17 protein-coding genes are annotated in these 17,897 nt (G+C 63.1%); 5 read left to right on the plus strand and 12 right to left on the minus strand.

Annotated features, from left to right (window positions below; genetic code table 11):
- Window positions 1–89 precede the first annotated feature (89 nt).
- From LNV09_RS24275 to LNV09_RS24285, 3 genes are read right to left on the minus strand one after another with little or no spacing between them, the layout of a single operon-like run.
- Window positions 90–1,628 (minus strand): tryptophan halogenase family protein, encoded by a 1,539-nt coding sequence (locus tag LNV09_RS24275; protein WP_263559646.1) that lies wholly within the window; start codon window positions 1,626–1,628, stop codon window positions 90–92.
- 2 nt (window positions 1,629–1,630) lie between these two features.
- Window positions 1,631–2,137, minus strand: coding sequence for a PIN domain-containing protein (locus LNV09_RS24280; protein WP_263559647.1), 507 nt, complete (start codon window positions 2,135–2,137; stop codon window positions 1,631–1,633).
- Window positions 2,137–2,385, minus strand: coding sequence for a type II toxin-antitoxin system Phd/YefM family antitoxin (locus LNV09_RS24285; protein WP_263559648.1), 249 nt, complete (start codon window positions 2,383–2,385; stop codon window positions 2,137–2,139). Before LNV09_RS24285 ends, LNV09_RS24280 begins: the two co-directional genes overlap by 1 nt.
- Before the next feature lie 191 nt (window positions 2,386–2,576).
- On the opposite strand from LNV09_RS24285, the gene LNV09_RS24290 reads away from it, so the two are divergent.
- Both LNV09_RS24290 and LNV09_RS24295 read left to right on the plus strand, forming a co-directional pair.
- The gene (locus LNV09_RS24290; RefSeq protein WP_263559649.1) at window positions 2,577–3,977 is read left to right on the plus strand and encodes a cation:proton antiporter; all 1,401 of its coding nucleotides are present in this window, start codon (window positions 2,577–2,579) and stop codon (window positions 3,975–3,977) included.
- 170 nt (window positions 3,978–4,147) lie between these two features.
- Window positions 4,148–5,716, plus strand: coding sequence for a TonB C-terminal domain-containing protein (locus tag LNV09_RS24295; protein WP_263559650.1), 1,569 nt, complete (start codon window positions 4,148–4,150; stop codon window positions 5,714–5,716).
- Between the two features lie 17 nt (window positions 5,717–5,733).
- Here the strand turns inward: LNV09_RS24295 and LNV09_RS24300 are convergent, their stop codons facing one another.
- The gene (locus LNV09_RS24300; RefSeq protein ID WP_263559651.1) at window positions 5,734–6,045 is read right to left on the minus strand and encodes a hypothetical protein; all 312 of its coding nucleotides are present in this window, start codon (window positions 6,043–6,045) and stop codon (window positions 5,734–5,736) included.
- Window positions 6,046–6,169: 124 nt separating this feature from the next.
- On the opposite strand from LNV09_RS24300, the gene LNV09_RS24305 reads away from it, so the two are divergent.
- Window positions 6,170–8,872 carry a prolyl oligopeptidase family serine peptidase gene (locus tag LNV09_RS24305; RefSeq protein ID WP_263559652.1) on the plus strand — a complete coding sequence of 901 codons (2,703 nt, stop codon included), beginning with the start codon at window positions 6,170–6,172 and terminating at the stop codon, window positions 8,870–8,872.
- A 9-nt stretch (window positions 8,873–8,881) separates the two neighbouring features.
- On the opposite strand, the gene LNV09_RS24310 is transcribed toward LNV09_RS24305, so the two are convergent.
- From LNV09_RS24310 to LNV09_RS24325, 4 genes are read right to left on the minus strand one after another with little or no spacing between them, the layout of a single operon-like run.
- Window positions 8,882–10,417 (minus strand): M48 family metalloprotease, encoded by a 1,536-nt coding sequence (locus tag LNV09_RS24310; protein ID WP_263559653.1) that lies wholly within the window; start codon window positions 10,415–10,417, stop codon window positions 8,882–8,884.
- Window positions 10,414–11,064: a UPF0149 family protein gene (locus tag LNV09_RS24315; RefSeq protein ID WP_263559654.1), complete on the minus strand. Its 651-nt coding sequence runs from the start codon at window positions 11,062–11,064 to the stop codon at window positions 10,414–10,416. The genes LNV09_RS24310 and LNV09_RS24315 overlap by 4 nt, the downstream gene beginning before the upstream one ends.
- A gap of 25 nt (window positions 11,065–11,089) precedes the next feature.
- Complete coding sequence (locus LNV09_RS24320; RefSeq protein ID WP_263534678.1) at window positions 11,090–11,317, minus strand: hypothetical protein; 228 nt, start codon at window positions 11,315–11,317, stop codon at window positions 11,090–11,092.
- 58 nt (window positions 11,318–11,375) lie between these two features.
- Window positions 11,376–12,308 (minus strand): DUF808 domain-containing protein, encoded by a 933-nt coding sequence (locus LNV09_RS24325; protein ID WP_263559655.1) that lies wholly within the window; start codon window positions 12,306–12,308, stop codon window positions 11,376–11,378.
- A gap of 93 nt (window positions 12,309–12,401) precedes the next feature.
- Between LNV09_RS24325 and LNV09_RS24330 the strand changes: the two genes are divergently transcribed.
- A complete protein-coding gene (locus LNV09_RS24330) occupies window positions 12,402–12,920 on the plus strand; it encodes a thioredoxin family protein (protein ID WP_263559656.1) in 519 nt (172 codons plus the stop codon).
- Window positions 12,921–13,050: 130 nt separating this feature from the next.
- Window positions 13,051–13,953 carry a transposase gene (locus tag LNV09_RS24335; protein ID WP_263559657.1) on the plus strand — a complete coding sequence of 301 codons (903 nt, stop codon included), beginning with the start codon at window positions 13,051–13,053 and terminating at the stop codon, window positions 13,951–13,953.
- Window positions 13,954–13,980: 27 nt separating this feature from the next.
- Here LNV09_RS24335 and LNV09_RS24340 read toward each other — a convergent pair whose 3' ends face one another.
- The 4 genes from LNV09_RS24340 to glmU form a co-directional block, all read right to left on the minus strand.
- Window positions 13,981–14,874 (minus strand): LysR substrate-binding domain-containing protein, encoded by an 894-nt coding sequence (locus tag LNV09_RS24340; RefSeq protein WP_263559658.1) that lies wholly within the window; start codon window positions 14,872–14,874, stop codon window positions 13,981–13,983.
- A 170-nt stretch (window positions 14,875–15,044) separates the two neighbouring features.
- Window positions 15,045–15,581 carry an SRPBCC family protein gene (locus LNV09_RS24345; RefSeq protein WP_263559659.1) on the minus strand — a complete coding sequence of 179 codons (537 nt, stop codon included), beginning with the start codon at window positions 15,579–15,581 and terminating at the stop codon, window positions 15,045–15,047.
- A gap of 82 nt (window positions 15,582–15,663) precedes the next feature.
- Entirely contained in the window at window positions 15,664–16,110 is a 447-nt protein-coding gene (locus LNV09_RS24350) for a hypothetical protein (protein WP_263559660.1), read from the minus strand.
- Between the two features lie 127 nt (window positions 16,111–16,237).
- A complete protein-coding gene (gene glmU / locus LNV09_RS24355; protein ID WP_263559661.1) occupies window positions 16,238–17,623 on the minus strand; it encodes a bifunctional UDP-N-acetylglucosamine diphosphorylase/glucosamine-1-phosphate N-acetyltransferase GlmU in 1,386 nt (461 codons plus the stop codon).
- Between the last annotated feature and the right edge of the window lie 274 nt (window positions 17,624–17,897).

Here is a 17,897-nt window from a genome sequence, read left to right on the forward strand (position 1 = left end):
CGAGGCGGTGGTGGCGGCGGGCTCGCACACGGGGGTGGCCTTGCGGCCGGTGTTGGCGCGAACTTGAAGCCGGTAAGGCGCTCAGGAGCTCAGGCGTTGATCTGCTGGATCAGTGCCCGATGGCTGGGCAAATCGACCAAGGCTCGGTCGCCGAAGCGCTTGATCTTGGCGAACAGCTGTTCGGCCTGAGCCACCTGCGGGAAGTCGGCGCGGCCGGCGCTCAGGTCGGTCTTGAAGCCCATGCCGTAGAGGATGTACTGGTAGTTGAAGAAGGCGAAGGTTTCGGTATCCAGCATGAAATCGAAACGCCCTGGTGGCCGCAGCTTCCATTGCTCCAGCAAATCGGCCAGCCGGTCCGGGATGGTGGCCCGCGCGGCGTTGTCGCGCCAGAACGGCTCTGGCCTGTCACTCAGGCAGTAATGCAACTTGAGGAAGTTGACGATGTTGTCAAAGCGGGCCTTCATCAGCTCGTTGAAACGGCGCGCCGGCGCATCCATGGGGCCGCTGTGCGGCAGCATCTCGGCAATCATGCCGACCGCCGCCTCGATCAGCACCAGCCCGGTCGATTCAAGCGGTTCCAGAAAGCCCGCCGACAGGCCCACCGCGACGCAGTTCTTCACCCATTGCCGCTCGCGGTAGCCGGCCTCGAAGGGGATGCGCCGGACCGCCATGTCGGCATGGCCAGGCCCGACATAGTCGCGCAGGATCTGGGCGGCGCGCTCGTCGCTGATGTGATCGCTGGAGTAGACGCAGCCGATGCCGCGCGCGCCGTTCAGGCCGATCTCCCAGGTCCAGCCGGCCTCGTGCGCGGTGGCGACGGTGCAGCTTTCCATCGCCCTGTCGCTTGGCTCCGCAGCCACCTTGCAAGTCAGCGCCCGGTCGGCAAACAGCTGCCGGCGCACCGACTTGAACGTGGCGCCCTGCATCTGGCCGATCAACTCGGCGCGCAAGCCGCTGCAGTCGATATAGAGCTCGGCCTCGAAATTGCCACGCTGCAGCGTGCTGATGTGGGCAATGGCGCCCGCCGCGTCGAGGCTGACGCCGCTCAACGTCGCCTCGACATGTTTGACGCCCAGCTCGCGCGCGCGCTCGGCCAGCAGTTTGGCCAACTTGACCGCGTCGAAATGGTAGGCATAGCTCAGCGGCGCAGCATAGGCGGCTTCATGGGCGCGCTTGGGTGCGCGCTGGGCGGCCGCCACCCGGTCTTGTATCGTCACCGCCTGCGCAAACGGCAGCCGCCCGCTCTCGTCCTGCAGCAGCCAATAGGGGACCAGGCTGCTGCCCTCGGTATAGAACGGCGCCTCGAAGGGGTGGAAGAACTGGTGGTGGTCAGCGCCTATCGACGCTTGGGCCCAGTCCATGAAACGGATACCCTGCTTGAAGGTCGCCGAGGTTTCGCGGATGAAGCGGCGCTCATCGATGCCGAGGAATTGCAGCGTCGAGCGTATGGTCGGGAAAGTGCCTTCGCCGACCCCGATGACGCCGATATCGGGCGACTCCAGCACAGTCACCTCAAGATGGCTACGCTCGGACAGGCCCAGGAACTTGGCCAGGTAGGCGGCCGTCAGCCAGCCTGCTGTGCCGCCGCCGACGATCAGAATGCGTCGCTTCTTGTCATTGGTTTGCATGGCTAGGCTCTGACATAGAGATTCTTCAGCCATAGATGGCCGGTCTGAGCGCCTTGGCCCCAGTCTTCGTCCTCTTCGGCAGTTTGGGCGGCTTGGGCGCTATGGCCTGACGGGTTGAGAAGCTTGACGCGTCCGGCGCGGAAGGCGCTGACCCGCCGCGTCACAAAGGTCAGCCCATGTTCCAGCGCGGTCGCGGCCAGCAGACCGTCGCGTGTGTTGGCATAGGGCAGCTGGGCACGGCGCCGCACGATCTGGGCGTCAACGGGCAACACCCGGCCATCAAAGGCGGGCAGCACCGAGCCGTCTATCCATTCGCGCACCGCCAGTCCGGCGCTCTTGTCCTTCTTGCCGAGCCGGGCCGCTGCGGCCTCGATCTCCAGCAGATTCAGCGCCGAGATGAAGAGCTTCTGCCGCGCGATGCCGGCCGCCCAGGCGGCCAGGCCGGGGTCGCAGCGGCCGGCCTTGGCCTTGCGCAGGTCGAGCACGATGTCGGTGTCGAGCAAAAACATCAGCTCAGGTTTTCTCGGTGATCCCAGGCGCCGTCCGAGCTGTCAGTCGCTTCCAACTCGACCGCCTCCGGCATCGCCAGCATCTCCAGGATGTTCTCGCTCTCGCCTGAGAAACGGCGGTAGTCCTCGATGCTCATCAGCACATGGGTGGGCTGGCCGCGGTCGGTGATCAGCACCGGCGCTATGCGCGCCTCGCGCTTGGCGTAGCTGACGTCCCGGTTGAATTCGCGGCTGCTGAGGAGTTTCATGCCGGCATGGTAGCGCTATTTTGTAGGTACGTAGGCTCAAGTAGGTTGGCCCGGATGGACAGGAGATATGCCGCTGGCATAGTGCAGGCAACAGGTCATTGCGCAAGCTGGATAAATTAAGACAACGTTGTCGTGATTTTTTCCTGAACCGGCTCACGAGGACCGCAAGACAAACGCAGACAGGAAATTGCATGGCACTCGACATCTTCGGCTCCGTTGTGAGCCTAGCGGGCGACGTTTTCGCCAAACATGGCCCGGCCGTCCCCGCCGTCGCGCAAAGCTATTCCCCTTCCGACTTCAGCGTGCATTTTTTTCTGCAGCTGGCGGTGATCTTGCTGGCCTGCCGCGTGGTTGGCTGGCTGGGCCGCAAGTTCCTCGGCCAGCCCCAGGTGGTCGGCGAGATGATCGCAGGTGTGGTGCTTGGCCCCTCGCTGTTGGGCCTGTTCTTCCCCGAGCTGCAGGCCACCATTTTCCCCAAGGAGATGAAGAACGTGCTCTACACCGGCGCGCAGTTGGGTGTGGGCCTGTATATGTTCCTGGTCGGCACGACGCTGCGTCTCGATCACTTCCAGACCAAGGCGCGCAGCGCCATCGGCGTGTCGGTCGCCGGCATCGCGGCGCCGTTCTTTATTGCCGTGCTGATCACGCCCATGCTGCTGGGTATCCCGGGGCTGTTTGCGGACGGGATCTCGCAGATCAATGCGACGCTGTTCATGGGCGCCTGCATCGCGTTGACGGCCTTCCCCATGTTGGCCCGCATCATCAATGAGCGCGGCCTGGCCAATACCTCGCTGGGTACCTTGACCTTGACGGCGGGCGCTTTTGATGACGCGGTTTCCTGGTGTGTCTTGGCCCTGGTGCTGGCGGCCTTTGGCGCGGGGCCGGGCGTGGCCGTGCTGGCCATCGGAGGCGGCCTGATCTACAGCGGCTTCATCCTGTTGTTCGGCCGCAAGCTGACCGCACCGCTGGGGAAGATGGTTGAGCGCGAAGGCGAGATGAGCACGACCGTGCTGGGCATCACGCTGATTCTGTTTTGCCTGTCGGCCTTCATCATGGATGCCGTCGGCATCCATGCGATCTTTGGTGGCTTCATCCTCGGCGCGGTGATGCCGCGCGGCTTGTTTGCGGCCGAGCTGAAGAAGAAGGTCGAGCCGCTGGCCGTCGTGTTGCTGCTGCCGATGTTCTTCACCTACTCTGGCCTGAACACCCGCCTGGACATGATCAACTCCTTCGAGTTGCTGCTGATCGCGCTGGGCATCCTGCTTGCCTCGGTGCTGGCCAAGTTCGGCGCCTGTTACCTGGCCGCACGCATGGCCGGTGAAGACAATCGCACCGCTTTAGGCATCGGTGCCTTGATGAACTCGCGCGGCCTGATGGAGCTGATCATCATCAATATCGGCCTGCAAAAAGGCATCATCGGGCCGGCTCTGTTCTCGATGCTGGTGCTGATGGCAGTGGTCACGACCATGATGGCCAGCCCGCTGTTCGAGCTGTTCTATGGCCGCAAGGCGCGTGAGTCGGGGGAACTGGGGGCGATTGCGGGCGGCTCGGTTGGAAATGCTGCGGCCGGGCCTGCCAGCAATTTGGCTTGAGGCGCCCAGGTCCGCTCAACGCCTGATAGCGCGCAAGGCACAATCAAGGGTCAGGTCTTGCGCTGCGGGTGAAGATCTGACCCCCTTGGTGCTGGCTGCGATGTTCCGAAGATGTGAGACCTGATTACCCCGAATTTTTGCTCGATAGGCGTCAGCGCAAGCGAGTGAGCATGGCGCTGCTGCTCTCCTTGCTGATACATGGCCTGCTGCTGAGTCTGAGCTTGGGCGGCCAGGGATTTGGCCTGCCGGGCCTGGACCTGCCTTGGCGCGAGCGGCGTTTGGGCGCGGACGATCTGCGCGTGTTGCTGGTGCCACCCGCGCGGCACGCTGCGGCGCTAGACGCGGCGTCGGCCTTGAGCGAGCCCAAATCCAGTTCCTTGGCGGCGCCCGACGCGGCCGCCTTGCCCGTGCCACCGGCGGCCGAGGGAGCGCAAGTTGTTGCTGCTGCAGAGCCTCTAGCGCCCAGCTTGATCGCAACGCAACGCACCGATGTGGCCACATGGATGGTTCCCGTCGCTCCCTTGTTGCCGGTGCCGGTGATCAGAGCGGCTGCGCCCAGCGCGTCGGCGCCGGAACCCATGTTGACGGTGCCGGGTGACGTGAGCATGGCGGCACAAAAACAGATCGAGTTGGAGGCCAAGGAGCGTGCCCTTGAGCAGGCCCAGCTGGAGCGTGCCTTGCTGGAAGAGCAAAGGCAGGCACAAGTGCTGCGCCAAACGCAAGCAGCGCGGCAAGCGGCCGCAGCACAAGCTGAGGCCGCCAAGCAGGCTGCAGCCCAGCAAGAAAAGGAAAAACAGGAAGCCGAACGTCAGGAAGCTGTTCGCTTGGCTGCGGCACGCTTGGACGCTGCGAAGCTGGAGGCAGCAAAACAAGCGGCTGCGCGCCAGGCCGCGCTGGAAGAGGCCGCCCGCCAGGCGGCTGCCGCCCTGGCCGCCTCAGCCGCTTTGCAACAAGACTTGGCCGCCAAGCAGGCGGCCGCGCAGCTAGAAATCGCTCGGGCCGAGGCTGCGCGGCTGGAGGCCGATCGCCAAGCGGCAATGCGTCAGGCGGCCGCTCGCCAAGAAGCCGCGCGTCTGGAGCTCATTCGACAGGCCGCCCTTCGCCAAGACGCAGCGCGCGCCGAGCGTGTTGAGGCCGAGCGTCTGGAAGCCGAGCGCCAGCAGGCCGCACAGCAAGAAGCGGCGGCGAGCCAGGAAAAAGCACGCCAGGAAAAAGCCCTGGCAAAAGCGCAGCAGGAGGCCGCAAAGGCGGAGCTGGACGCCAGGCGAGAAGCCGCTCGGCGGGCGATGGGGCGCCAATTGGACGAGGAGGCGGCCAGGCGCGACGCGGCCGCGCTGGCGGCGCGCGCTGCGGCGCAGCCTTCGCCGCTGCTCCCTGGCTCAAGCAGTGTGCGCCGAGGTCGGCTGTTCGGGCGCAGCGACCCTAACGCCGAAATGCTGCTGTACGGGGAAGCCTGGGCGCGCAAGATCCAGCTGAATATGACCCTGGACATGGTGCGCCAGCTGGCCAGGCAACGTCATACCCAGCCGCTGGTGACGGTGGCGATCCGCAGCGACGGCTCGGTCGAGTCGGTGACTTTTGTGCTGTCCAGCGGCGTGGCAGAAATCGACGAGGCGATCCGGCGCATTGTTCAGAGCCAGGCCCCCTATCCGCCGTTCCAGCCGGCCTTGGCGCGCGAATTCGATGTGATAGAAATTCGCCGCAGTTGGAGCTTTGACACGGCCGTGCGGCTGTTTTGACTTTGATGCCATTGGCCTCAATGTGGCTTGCGTGGCTTGTCCTTGCTAAAGCTTTTGGGCCGGTAGACATTGCCGTCCCATTCGCCCTCGGGCTTGGCCGCTGTCTTGGCGCGGCGGATCGCTGCATCGGCCTGGCTCGCCGCTGACTTTTTAAAGCGCCGGCTGCGCAGATAAGTGCCCAAGCCCTGGCCGACATCGCGCAGGCGCCAAGCGGCGCGGCGCAGGCGCGCATCCAATTGCTGGCGCAGGTGCGGGCTCAAGCACATGCGAATCGCCAAGAAAATACAAGTCAAAAGGCCGGCGGCGGCCATCACGGTGCTGAAGTTCATAGCACGCAGTGTGCCTGATCCGCTGGATGCGGCCTTCATGACGTAGGAGCACCGAGCCAAGCATCCGGGGCCTTTTAGAATGCCGGCTGCCCTGACCTTGGGCGAGCCTGGAGAATGTGGTTTGTTGACCCTCAAAACCCCCAAGAATTTCAAAAAAGGCGCAACTGCTACGCTCAGTTGTCTGGCGGCAGCACTGCTGAGCGCCTTGACCTTTTCGGTATTGGCGCAGACGCCCGCGGTGGCGCCAGCGAGCTTGAAGCTGGAGCAAGTTTTCCGCGCCGAACCCTATCGCGGCGAGAACGCCAAGGAAGCCAAGTTCAGCCGCAGTGGCCGCTACCTGGCCTATTTGTGGAACCCCTTCGGCGAGCCGGGGAGCGATCTCTATGTGCATGACAGCAAGACCGGCCAGACGCAGCGTTTGACGTCGCAGGCGCTGATGGCGGCTTTTGATGCGCCCGAGGACATGGAGCGCTTTGACAAAAAACTCAAGCAAAAGCGCAGCGAAACCACCATCGCCCAAGCCAAGGAGGAGGCGCAAGCTGCCTACCTGCAAGGTGCAGCGGTCGACTTGAGTCAGTGGGAAACTGCCGCGCTGGAGCAAGTGAAGAAGGACTACGCCGCCAAAAAGGCGCGCGACGATGCCCAAAAAGCCGCCGACAAGGCCGAGGCCGAGGTCGAGAAGCGCGCGGCAGAAGCGCTCGAGGCCAAACGATCTGGCAAGCCCCTGGCTGCAGCTTCGCCGGCCTCGGCTGCGTCCGCTCCCGCTGACAAGCCAGAGAAAGAAAAAGAACTCTGGGAATGGCGCGACGAGCTGAAGAAAAAACTGGCCAAGGACAAGCTCAAGCCCTCAGACCTTTACCCCGGTGCGACGCAAATTGTTTGGGCCAATCACAAGGATGAGCTGATCTTTGCCTACCGCGGCGGCTTGTTCCGCTGGGTCGCCGGCGACAGAAAAATTGTGCCGCTGCAATCGACTTCGCGTGCGCTGCGCATGCTTGCCTATGCGGCCGATGATCAGGCCTATGTCTTCATGGATGACAAGCGTGTGCTGCGAGCACGTTTGAACGCCGGTGGCGTGCAGGTGCTCAACCGCGAGCTGATCCACCCGGATGACGCGGAGAAGAAATACCAAATCGAGTCCACCACGATCAGCGAAGACGGGCGCTGGATGGCCTTGGTCGGCCGTGCGCCGCTCAAGCCCGCCGAAGACGGCAAGCCGGCGCCGGAGCCGACCGGCCGCAAGGTCGAGATCATGAATTACGGCGAGCGTTTCGCCACTGCCAAAAAGGTCGACCGCGAGGTCTCCGACGACAAGCTGACGAACAAGCCGCTGGCCATCTATATCCGCAAGGTGCCTGGCCTGGAGGGCGCGCCGGCCAAGCAGCCCGCACCGGTCTTCACTCATGCCGGTGGTGACAGCTGGTTTGAGCTGAGTCCAATTGCCTGGGCCCGTGACGGCAGTCGCTATGCCTTCAGCACCTGGGAGCGGGAGAAGGAACTGCTGCGTGTCTACATCGGCAGCGCGGATGAGCATGCGAAGCCTGAGATGGTGTTGGAGCGGCGTGGCGATGTCGGCCATGAGGTGGTCAACGTCGTCAACCCGCAGTTCACGCCGGACGGCAAGACGCTGGTGCTGACACTGGACGAGAATGGTTTCCGCCAGCCTTATGGCTGGGACATCGCGGCGCGCAGCCTGCGCGCCTTGCTGGAAAACGGCAAGGGCGAGTTCGAGGCGCATCAGGTGCTGGGTTTCACGCCCGACAGCAAGGCCATGTTTGTCGTCGCCAACAAGGGCGATCTGGCGGCGATGAATCTGTTCAGGGTCAACTTGGCCGACGGGGCGATGCAGGCGGTGGGCGCTGCAGCCGACTACCACCGCAACGGCGTGGTTTCCTATGATGGCCAATGGTTGGCGGCCAATGCCGGCAACTGGGCGGCCAGGCCCGAGCTAAAGTTGATCGATGCGGGCAAGGCCAGCGCCAAGGTCTTGACCGATAGCCATGACAAGGCCTGGGCGCAGGTCGATGCGCTGCGGCCCGAGCGTTTCTCGTTCAAGAACCGCCATGGCGACAGCATTCCTGCCTATGTGTTCAAGCCGCACGGCTGGACGGCTGCCGACAAGCGCCCTGCGGTGGTCTATATCTATGGCGGCCCGCTGAACGACCGCCACTCGGTCGAGGCCGACAGCTTCCAGCCCAGCGCCTATGTGTTCGCCATGTATATGGCGGCCAAGCATGGCTATGTGATGGTGACGATTGATTCACGCGGACACTCGAACTATGGCCGCCGTTTCTCCGACGCCAACTGGGAGAACCCGGGCCTGCCGCAGACCGAGGATCTGGAAGATTTATTCACCCATATGAACGCCAACTTCGGCATCGACCCCAAGCGCGTCGGCCTGAACGGCTGGAGTTTCGGCGGCTTCCAGACCCAGTACACGATGTACAGCAAGCCCGATCTGTTCGCTGCCGGTATCGCCGGCGCGGGCCCGACCGAATGGGAAAACTACAACAGCTGGTACAGCGGGCGCACCATCGGCAAGGTCGATAGAGCCAAGCCCAATCTGCGCAAGTACTCCTTGCTGCCGATGGCCAAGGGCCTCAAAAAACCGCTGCTGCTGGTGCACGGCATGATGGACCCCAACGTTTTGTATCAAGACACGGTGAATGTCTACCGCGCGCTTTTGGAGTCTGGCAAAGAAGGCCTGGTCGATTTGTTCCTGGATCCGGACGGCGAGCATGGCATGGGCGGCGCGGTCAAGACGGTCGGCTGGCATCGCAAGTACGAAGCCTTCTGGCTGCAGCATCTGGGCCGCGCCCAGCCTTGAAGCAGAAGATCAGGGCGCGCTTGCTACGATCTTGACCTTCTGACCCGGTTTCGGGTCAGCGTCCAAGGCGCCGTTCAACAAGCGCAGCTGCGCTTCGGCGCGCTCACCCAGCGGCGAGGTCTTGGCCAGTTGGGCGAAGCCGCCGGCCGGCATGGTGGCGCTGCGCAAAACCCAGGGTTTGGCCGCCGCACGGTCGGCCGCCGTCATGGGGCGGAAGCTGGCTTCGGCTTCCTGCATCCGGCGCGAGGCGCGCGCCATTGCATTGGCATCGCGGGCGCGGTAAATCAGCATGTAATTGGCTTTGTTCGGCCCGCTGATGAGGGTGAATTCAATCGGCAGACGCTGGCCCTGGGCGTTGCGCTGCACGGCGTTGATATGACTGGCCGGCAGGCCGCCCAGCGACAGCTTGTCGATTTGCACCTGCTCGGCCTGCGGCAATAGTTGCCGCAGGATTTGCTCATGACTGCCGCTGAACTTGGCCGGCACCGGGCGCAACACCAGACCGGCATCCTGCTCCGGGTTGCTCAGGATCAGCGCCTCGGCGCCGTTCTGGATCTTCCAGCCGGCCGGCGCGGTCAGGGCGAAGCCCAGGCCTGAGTGGTAGAAATTTCGCCCGCGGCTGAGGCCTTGCTCGGCGCTCTCGCCATAGTTGATGCCTTCAATGGCAGCGAGGTAGCGAGTGCGGCCGTCGTCCTGGTAAGCCTTGCTGTCCGGCGTGCCGGCATATTGCAGCGCGGTCTGACTGATCTGGCTCAGGCGTTGATCATTGCTGGGATGCGAGGCCAGCCAGCTGCTGCCGCTGGGTGCGGGCCGGCCTTCGAGGCGGGCCTGTTCGGCGGCAAAGCGCTCTTGGTTCTTCAACACATGGATCACATCGACCATGTTTTTCGGGTCGTAATGGCTGCGCGACAAATACTCGGCACCGAGCCCGTCGGCCTGCAATTCTTGCTCGCGCCCATAGGAGGCGATGTAGCCGGCGGCCACGCTTTGTGAGGCTTGACCGATCAACTGACCGGCGCCGCCCAGGCCTTGCGATTCCAGCACCGCGCCCAGCACGCTGGCGGCCAGCACGCCGATGCCGGCGCTTTGTTGGCGGGTGGCGCGCTGGGCGCCGTGGCGGGCCGTGACATGGCCGATCTCATGCCCGATCACGCCGGCCAGATCGGCCTCGCTCTCCAGATAGGCCATGATGCCGCGTGTCACATAGATATAGCCACCCGGCAGCGCAAAGGCGTTGACCTCGGGGCTGTCAAGCACGGTGAAATGCCATTCCAGATGGCTGCGGTGCGAGGCCTTGGCCAAGCGCTGGCCGAGCTCGTTGACATAGGCTTGCAGCTTGGGGTCGGCCAGCCGCGTGTATTCCTGCAGCACCTGCGCGTGGGCCTTGCGGCCCTCGGCGATCTCGCTGGCCTCGTCCATCACCGTGCGCTCGGCTTTGCCGGTGACCGGGTTGACCGAGGTCGTGCCGCAAGCGCCAAGTGTGGCTAAGGCGATCAGCAGGGCGCTGGCTGCAACCCGGCGAAACAACACCTGACGCAATCTCAATGTTTAGAGCGTGCGGCCCAGAGCTGCAGCACGTTGTCCAGCACCGCGCGGCTGAGAGCATCGCGCTCCTTGGGGTCCGCCAAGCGCGCCCGATCGGCATCGCTGAGTTGCGCCTCGTCGCCGCCCAAGAGGGCGATCGGAGCCAGCAGCGGGCCGCTCACGGCATCGTCAAACAAGGGCTCCCAGGCTTCCGGGGCCAGGTCCACGGCGGTCAAAAAGCCGATCGCCCATTCCTCTGCGTCGGTCAGGTCGGCCTCACCCTCCACATCGCTTTCGGCGACGCTGAAGATCGGCTCCCACAACTCCGGCTTGGCCGTCCATTGCCAAGCAATCGAGCGCAGATGACGCAACACCAGCAAGGTCACGCGCTTGCGCTGCTTGCCGCTGGCGAAGGGGTAGTTTTCGGGTTTGGTCGAAGCTTCGAGGTCGTCACCGTCGCCGCCCCAGGTGAGCGGCAGCCAGGCGGCGCCGGGCAAATCGGCCAAGGGCTTCGGGCTCAGCAGCAGCGCCGCCAAGTAGCCGTCCAGCGCTTCGATATTCATCGAGGCCTCGGTGGGCAGCTTGGTCAGCATGTCATCCAGCGTCGACAACTCCTCGTCGGAGAGCGGCAGATTGTCGGATTGGGGGTCGTATTGGGGATATTCCATCGCTTGATTGTCGCAGGCCAACGCTTCAGAAGCGGCTGCGGGCTTTCTTGCCGTCGAATTCAGCCAGTTGCGCCTTCAGCAAGGCCATCAGCACGCGCGCATTCTTCTCTGTCAGCGCAATGATGGTGCTAGGCTCAATGCCCTCGACTTCGGCCTTGGGGTTGATCAGGGCATCGACCTTGAACAGCACCTGACCGTGGATATTGTTCGAGGCGGCCTTGAACTTCTGGACTTCGATTTGGTAGATTTTCATGCCGGCATCCTACTCCGGACTGTCATATTTGCGCCAGTGCAAACATGTGCCGGCACGTTCAGACCTGACCCTCGGCCTGGCCTCGGGCGATGCGCCAGAGGCGCTGGCCCAAGGTGAAGATGGCCACCGCGATGGCGCCGGCAGCCAGGCCGACCAAGCCGTCAACAGTCAGGCCGGCCAGCGGTGCCGCCGGCCCAAGATGAGAAGCCAGCGCCGGGGCCAAACCGTGGAGTTGCGGCAGGCCATGGCTGAGGATGCCGCCGCCGACCAAGAACATCGCGATCGTGCCCACGACCATCAGGGTGCGCATCAGCCCCGGCGCCATGCTGACCATCCCCATGCCCAGGCCGCGCACCAGCGCAAGTTTGCTGCGGCTCAAATAGAGACCGACATCATCGAGTTTGACGATCGCCGCCACCAGGCCGTACACGCCAATCGTCATCACCACGGCGATGCCGCTCAAGACCAGCACTTGCTTGGGGAAGGATGCGGCGGCGACGGTGCCCAGGGTGATCGCGATGATCTCGGCCGAGAGCACAAAATCGGTGCGGATGGCGCCCTGAATCTTGTCGCGTTCGAAGTCGAGCAGGTCTTGCGCCGAGTTCAGCGCGGCAGATTTCAGCGCTTGCTTCGCTGCGGCTTCGTCGTCGGCGCTGTGCAGCAGCTTCCCGGCGATCTTCTCGAAGCCCTCGAAGCAAAGATAAGTGCCGCCCACCATCAGCAGCGGCGTTACCGCCCAGGGCGCCCAAGCGCTGATGGCCAGTGCGCCGGGCACCAAAATCGCCTTGTTGCGCGCCGAGCCCTTGGCCACGGCCCAGACGACCGGTAACTCGCGCTCGGCGGCCACGCCGCTGACTTGTTGCGCATTGAGCGCCAGATCGTCCCCGAGCACGCCGGTGGTTTGCTTGGCGGCAGCCTTGCTGAGCAGGGCCACATCGTCCAGCAAGGTGGCAATGTCGTCGATCAAGGCAAACAGGCTGGAAGCCGCCATGGGATTCTTTCAATACAGAGCAAGAGAAGTGCAGCTTTGTACCGCATCTCGCCCATGGCACACTCTGCCCTCGCTCAAATTTCAATGATCATCATGAAGCACGCAGTCAGTTCATTCTTGCTAATCGCCTTGCTGACTGGACAGTCAGTGCAAGCTCAGAGTCAGGCTGCCAGCCCGGCCAGCCCGGCCAGTGCTGCCAGCGCAGCGGGCGCGAGCAAGCCAATCTACAACGAGACCGCAGACGCGCGCGCTGAGTTGAATCTCGCGCTGGCCAAGGCACAAGCGCAGCAAAAGAACGTGCTGGTCGTGTTTGGTGCCAATTGGTGCGGCGATTGCCTGGCGCTCGACAAGAAGATGAGTACCGGCACATTGGCCGAGCATGTCGGCAAGCGATTGGTGCTGCTGAAGGTCAACGTCGGGCGCTTTGATCGCAACACTGATTTGGCCGCGCAGATGGGTGTGTCCTTGAAGAAGGGTATCCCCGCAGTGGCTGTGCTCAAGCGCGACGGCGAGGTGCTGAGCGCCACCAATGGCGGCGAATTGGCGGATGCCCGCAATATGGGCGACACGGCGGTGCTTGCTGTGTTGGAGGGCCTGCACGCCAAGCAGTGAACCGGCTTGCATGACCTGACCCCTGCCGCCTCCCCAAGCGCTTCACCACACACGTTGTGGGCGGCTTCTCGGCTTGGCCATGGGCGGGGTCAGGCCTTGCCTTTTTGTGAAGGCTGGACTATGTTTGAGCATGGCACGCCCACCCCGCATTGAATTTCCTGGCGCGGTCTACCACGTCAGTGCTTGGTCCGAGGCAGGTCATATGGCCTTTGCGACTGATGCTGACCGGGCTACCTTTTTGGATGTTCTGGCGCAAACCATGCAGCGTTTTGACGCGCAAGTGCTGGCGTTTTGCCTGTTGCCGGATCATTACCATTTGCTGCTGTATACCCGCCAGGCCAACCTGTCGCGCTTGATGCGCCATTTGGGCGGCATCTACACCCAACATCACAATCGCCAAAGGCGGCATGACGGCGCTTTGTTTCATGGCCGCTTCAAGGCGATCTTGGTCGACCGGCAGGCGCATTTGCTGGATGTGTGCCGCTATGTGGAGCTCAATCCGCTGCGCTTGGGTTTGGCGCCGACACCTGAGCTTTGGCCTTGGTCCAGTTTTCGCGCACATGCCGGTTTGGAGGCTGCACCGGAGTGGCTGGATGCAGTCGGACTATGGAGTTATGTCATCGGCCGAGAGGCGCACACTGCTGCCGATCAGCGGCGCGCGGCCGAGCGCTATGCCAAGTTGGTCGCCAAGGAGCCGGCGCTGCAACTGTGGCCGGGGCGCTTGCGGCAGCAAATATTTTTGGGCGATGAGGCCTTCGCCAGAGGCATGTTGGCGCGCGCCGAAGCTGTGGCCGAAACGGCTGTGCAGGCGGCCAAAGGCCGGCGGCGCAAATCTGATGTTTCAAGTGAGGGCTTTGACTGGTCAAAAACCCTGCGCACCAGCGCCTCGCGCGAGCAGGCACTTTACATGGCGCACACCGAGGCCGGCCAGACCATGAGCTCTTTGGCGAAGCACTTGGGCCTGTCGGTATCGCGCGTCAGTCGTTTGATTTCCGGGTATGAACAGAGCCTGCGCGGCCCAAGTCAAGCCTGATGCGATGCTGCATAGGCGAGTCGCGGCCTACACCTTTCTTGCCTGCGCCTTCAACCACTGCAGCAATTGCTGCAACGCCCGGTTTGAGTGACTGGCACGGCGGGTGCACAGCATATATCCCACCGTGAAAGCCACCTTGTTTTCAAATGGCAGGGCAATGCGACCGCTGCTGAGTTCATCGTCAATCAAACAGCGCTGCACGACGGCCACGCCGAGTCCTGCCACGACGGCTTGGACCAGCATCGACACTTGCTCGAAATCAGCACTGGGCTTGAACTCATATTCGGCCAAGCCGACCGAGTCCAGCCACAAGCGCCAGTTGTGCTGGTAGTTGGTGTTGCACAGCAGTGGGCGGGTCAATAAATCCTTCGGCTCGCTCAGCGCCTCGCTGCCTTGCAAGTCCTTGGGATGGCAGATCGCCACGAGTTCGCGCCCGACGATGTATTCGGCGTCTATGCCATTGGGGAAGCCGCCGCTGCTTGGGCGCAGCCACGCATCAATGTCGGCATTGCTGAAGTCTTCATCAAACTGCGACGGCGCCAAGGAGAGCGAGATCTGAGGATGCAGGGCCTGCCAGTCAGCCAATCTGGGGATCAGCCATTTGGCGGCCAAGGTCGGCGGCACCGCCAAGCGCAGCCGGGTTGGGATGTCCGGCGAGCGCTGTGCTGTTGCTGCAGTCTCAAGCGTTTGCAAGGCGGCGCTGATTTGGCTGAGGTAGTCTCGGCCGCGTGCGGTCAGCTCGATGCCGCGAGATTGGCGCACAAAGAACGTCTGACCCAGCTGCTCCTCGAGGTTAGCTATGGCGCGGCTGACCGCGCCCTGGGTGACACACAGTTCTTCAGCCGCTTTTGAGAAGCTGCCCAGCCGGGCTGCTGCGGCAAACGCATGCAGTTCATGCAGAGAAGGGGAACGAATACGCATGGCAGCATTTTCGATGATAGATGCGAGCGTTCGGGCCCATGAGGCATGCCATCGTGTCTATCTATCCCCGCAGTCTGTGGATAAGTCCGTGGGCAAGCCGCTGCTAGCGGCTCTAAGTCATTGATATGACAGGTATTGCATTGGTCTGCTGCTTTTTTGGGCAGCGAGGTTCAAGGCGCCTTTTCCACCACCGCCTTCAGGTTGGCCAAGCCAGCTTCGAAGTCTTTGCCCACCATGCCATCCGCAAACAAGGCCATCCAGTGGAACAGCGGGTTCTTGCCCATATCGCCATTCATCAGCCAGGTGACCTGTGTGCCGCCATTCGGCTGTGGCTCGAAGCGAAACTCACCGCTGGAGGTGGTGCCGAAATCGGGGAAGTAGAGATCGTAGGCGACACGTTTTGGTGGCTCTGCGGCCGTGAAACTCATCTTGCCGTCGCCCTCGCTGGCGCTCTTCCAGGCCCAGACTGCGCCGCTGCCGGCATCCGGGCCGCTGTACTCGATCGCCATGGCCGGATCGCGGCGGTTCCAGACGCTCCATTGCCGCCATTCTTTGGGCGCGGCCACGAGCGGATAGATTTTGTCGGCGCTGGCGGCGATCAGCACGCTGCGGGAGACGCTGAAGGTGGCGGGCAGCAGCCAGCCACCGATCAGCAAGAGGGCCAACAATCCGAGCAGGCTGAGGCCCAAAAATTTCAGAATTTTCATGAGCAGCTCCGTTTGAACTGCTCGTCAGCATGCGGCTAAGCGGCGAATTTTGCAATCCGCGCAAACCTGCAGCAAGCCAGGCTCAGTGTGTCAGTGTCTGAGTGGGGGCGGCCAGATCGGCTTCAACCCAGGCTTCTTGGCTGGCTTCGCGTGCGGCAGCGAGTTGCTGGCAGAGCTCGAAGACGCCGAGCTTGTCAGCGCCAATCTGTTCCGGCATGGGCGCGTTGCCAATTTCGGCGGGCAGGTCGGCCAGGGCGCCGAGCAGCTCGAACAGCAGCTCCAGCGTCGGCTCGCCGCCGGCTTCCATTTGACGAGCGAGACCTAGGCTGCGACACAGATACCAGCATGCACTGGCTGCGTCGTCGCACTGAGCGTGGTACTGAGCTTGGGTTTCCAGCGCAGCGCTGCGAGCGGCTTGCTCTTGGCGCGTTTGCGCTTCATCCAAGCTCGTCGGCCAAGTGCTGTCGATCAAAATGCTGTCGTCCTGCTGGGTTTGCGGGATCGGGGGAAGCCTGGAATGTCGCGCCATGATGTGCTTTCACTGCTATCGGCCCAATACTAGGCGGAGGCCTTTGCCAGCGCTTCCCTCAAGTCGGGGGGAGCGCGCAGTGAAGACGACCGTTGGCGTGAATTATCGCGCACCCGGTCGGCATTCGTCAGCGTTTCTTGACCGGTCTTGTCCATCCCGCAATCGCCACCTGTTTGCCGCGCGCAACACTCAGCTCGCCCGCGGCGACGTTTTTGCTGATGGTGGAGCCGCCGCCTATGGTTGCACCTGCCCCAATTACGACCGGTGCGATCAGCACGCAGTTGGAGCCTACATGCACGTCGGCGCCGATTTCGGTGCGGTGTTTGTTGGCGCCGTCATAGTTGGCGGTGATGGAACCGGCACCATAGTTGACGCGCTCGCCAATGGTGGCGTCACCCAGATAAGCGAGGTGATTGGCCTTGGCGCCCTTGGCCATGGTTGAGTTTTTCACTTCGACGAAGTTGCCGATATGCACCTCGTCGCCCAAATCGGCGCCGGGCCGCAGCCGGGCAAAAGGCCCGACCAAAGCGCCCGCGCCGACCTTGACGCCCTGCGCCTCGCCATCGATATGGGTGAATTCATGGATGCGCGCGCCCGCACCAATACTGGCATTGCGGATCACGCAGTTGGCACCGATGCGCACACCGTCGCCCAGGCTGACCTGGCCTTCGAAGACGCAGTTGACGTCGATCTCGACATCTTGGCCGCAGCTTAAAGTGCCGCGCAGATCGAAGCGCGCCGGGTCGGCCAGACGTACGCCGGCTTCCAGCAAGTCATTCGCCTGTTCGCGCTGGAAGCGACGCTCCAGATCGGCCAACTGCACCGGGCTGTTGACACCCAAGACTTCGGTTTCGTTTGGTGCGGCAATGCCCAGCACCGGCACGCCCTCGGCCACCGCCATTGCGACGATGTCGGTCAGGTAGTACTCGCCCTGCACATTGTTGTTGTTCAACTGGCTCACCCAGCGCTTCAGTGCTGCCGTGGGCGCGGCCATCATGCCGGTATAGCCTTCGGAAATGGCGCGCTGCTCGGGGCTGGCGTCCTTGTGCTCGACGATGGCCAGCACATGGCCGTCCGCCGTGCCGCCTTGGCGCAAGATGCGTCCATAGCCGCTCGGGTCGCTCAAATGGATGGTCAGCAGCACCAGCGCTTTGCCGTCGCAGGCTTCGACCAGCCGGCGCGCCGTGGCCTGCTTGATCAAGGGCACATCGCCGTTCAGGATCAGCGTCGTGCCGTCGCCTTCAATGGCCGGCACGGCTTGCTGGATCGCGTGGCCGGTGCCGAGTTGCGGCATCTGGCGCACGAATTGAACGCCGGGCCCGGCGACCGCTGCCTCAACCGCCTCGGCACCATGGCCGGTGATCACCACATTGCGCGCACCACCCAGACCCTCGGTCATGTTCAGCACATGTTGCAAGAGCGAGCGGCCGGCCAGCTTGTGCAGCACCTTGGGCAGGGCCGACTTCATGCGGGTGCCTTTGCCCGCAGCCATGATGACAATATTCAGCGACATAAGTGGTGTGTGTGGACGGTCTGAGAAGGCGTAATTATGGCGGGGGCACGTGGCCGTGAAATGACGAGCTTCGGAGGCGAAGCTGCAAGTTAATATTCAAGGGATCAAATCTCTATTCACCGAGCCGTCTTGAATCTATGAGCAGCATTACTCCAATCCGCGTGTATCCCGATAGCACATGGGCCGACGATGGGCCGACCCGGGGGGTTGAGGCTGTGCTCGAGGCCGGTGAGGTCCTGCAGTTTCCCCAGCTGCCGTTTGTACTGACGCCGGC

The organism is Paucibacter sp. B2R-40, from assembly GCF_025717555.1.
In the GTDB taxonomy this organism is placed as follows: domain Bacteria; phylum Pseudomonadota; class Gammaproteobacteria; order Burkholderiales; family Burkholderiaceae_C; genus Paucibacter_A.

Excerpts from the sequence above, each read along its gene's own strand:
- glmU (WP_263559661.1), bottom strand. The coding sequence starts at position 17,623 with ATGTCGCTGAATATTGTCATCATGGCTGCGGGCAAAGGCACCCGCATG.
- LNV09_RS24290 (WP_263559649.1), top strand. The coding sequence starts at position 2,577 with ATGGCACTCGACATCTTCGGCTCCGTTGTGAGCCTAGCGGGCGACGTT.
- LNV09_RS24320 (WP_263534678.1), bottom strand. The coding sequence starts at position 11,317 with ATGAAAATCTACCAAATCGAAGTCCAGAAGTTCAAGGCCGCCTCGAAC.
- LNV09_RS24280 (WP_263559647.1), bottom strand. The coding sequence starts at position 2,137 with ATGTTTTTGCTCGACACCGACATCGTGCTCGACCTGCGCAAGGCCAAG.
- LNV09_RS24335 (WP_263559657.1), top strand. The coding sequence starts at position 13,051 with ATGGCACGCCCACCCCGCATTGAATTTCCTGGCGCGGTCTACCACGTC.
- LNV09_RS24325 (WP_263559655.1), bottom strand. The coding sequence starts at position 12,308 with ATGGCGGCTTCCAGCCTGTTTGCCTTGATCGACGACATTGCCACCTTG.
- LNV09_RS24285 (WP_263559648.1), bottom strand. The coding sequence starts at position 2,385 with ATGAAACTCCTCAGCAGCCGCGAATTCAACCGGGACGTCAGCTACGCC.
- LNV09_RS24330 (WP_263559656.1), top strand. The coding sequence starts at position 12,402 with ATGAAGCACGCAGTCAGTTCATTCTTGCTAATCGCCTTGCTGACTGGA.
- LNV09_RS24345 (WP_263559659.1), bottom strand. The coding sequence starts at position 15,581 with ATGAAAATTCTGAAATTTTTGGGCCTCAGCCTGCTCGGATTGTTGGCC.
- LNV09_RS24340 (WP_263559658.1), bottom strand. The coding sequence starts at position 14,874 with ATGCGTATTCGTTCCCCTTCTCTGCATGAACTGCATGCGTTTGCCGCA.
- LNV09_RS24315 (WP_263559654.1), bottom strand. The coding sequence starts at position 11,064 with ATGGAATATCCCCAATACGACCCCCAATCCGACAATCTGCCGCTCTCC.
- LNV09_RS24275 (WP_263559646.1), bottom strand. The coding sequence starts at position 1,628 with ATGCAAACCAATGACAAGAAGCGACGCATTCTGATCGTCGGCGGCGGC.
- LNV09_RS24300 (WP_263559651.1), bottom strand. The coding sequence starts at position 6,045 with ATGAACTTCAGCACCGTGATGGCCGCCGCCGGCCTTTTGACTTGTATT.
- LNV09_RS24295 (WP_263559650.1), top strand. The coding sequence starts at position 4,148 with ATGGCGCTGCTGCTCTCCTTGCTGATACATGGCCTGCTGCTGAGTCTG.
- LNV09_RS24350 (WP_263559660.1), bottom strand. The coding sequence starts at position 16,110 with ATGGCGCGACATTCCAGGCTTCCCCCGATCCCGCAAACCCAGCAGGAC.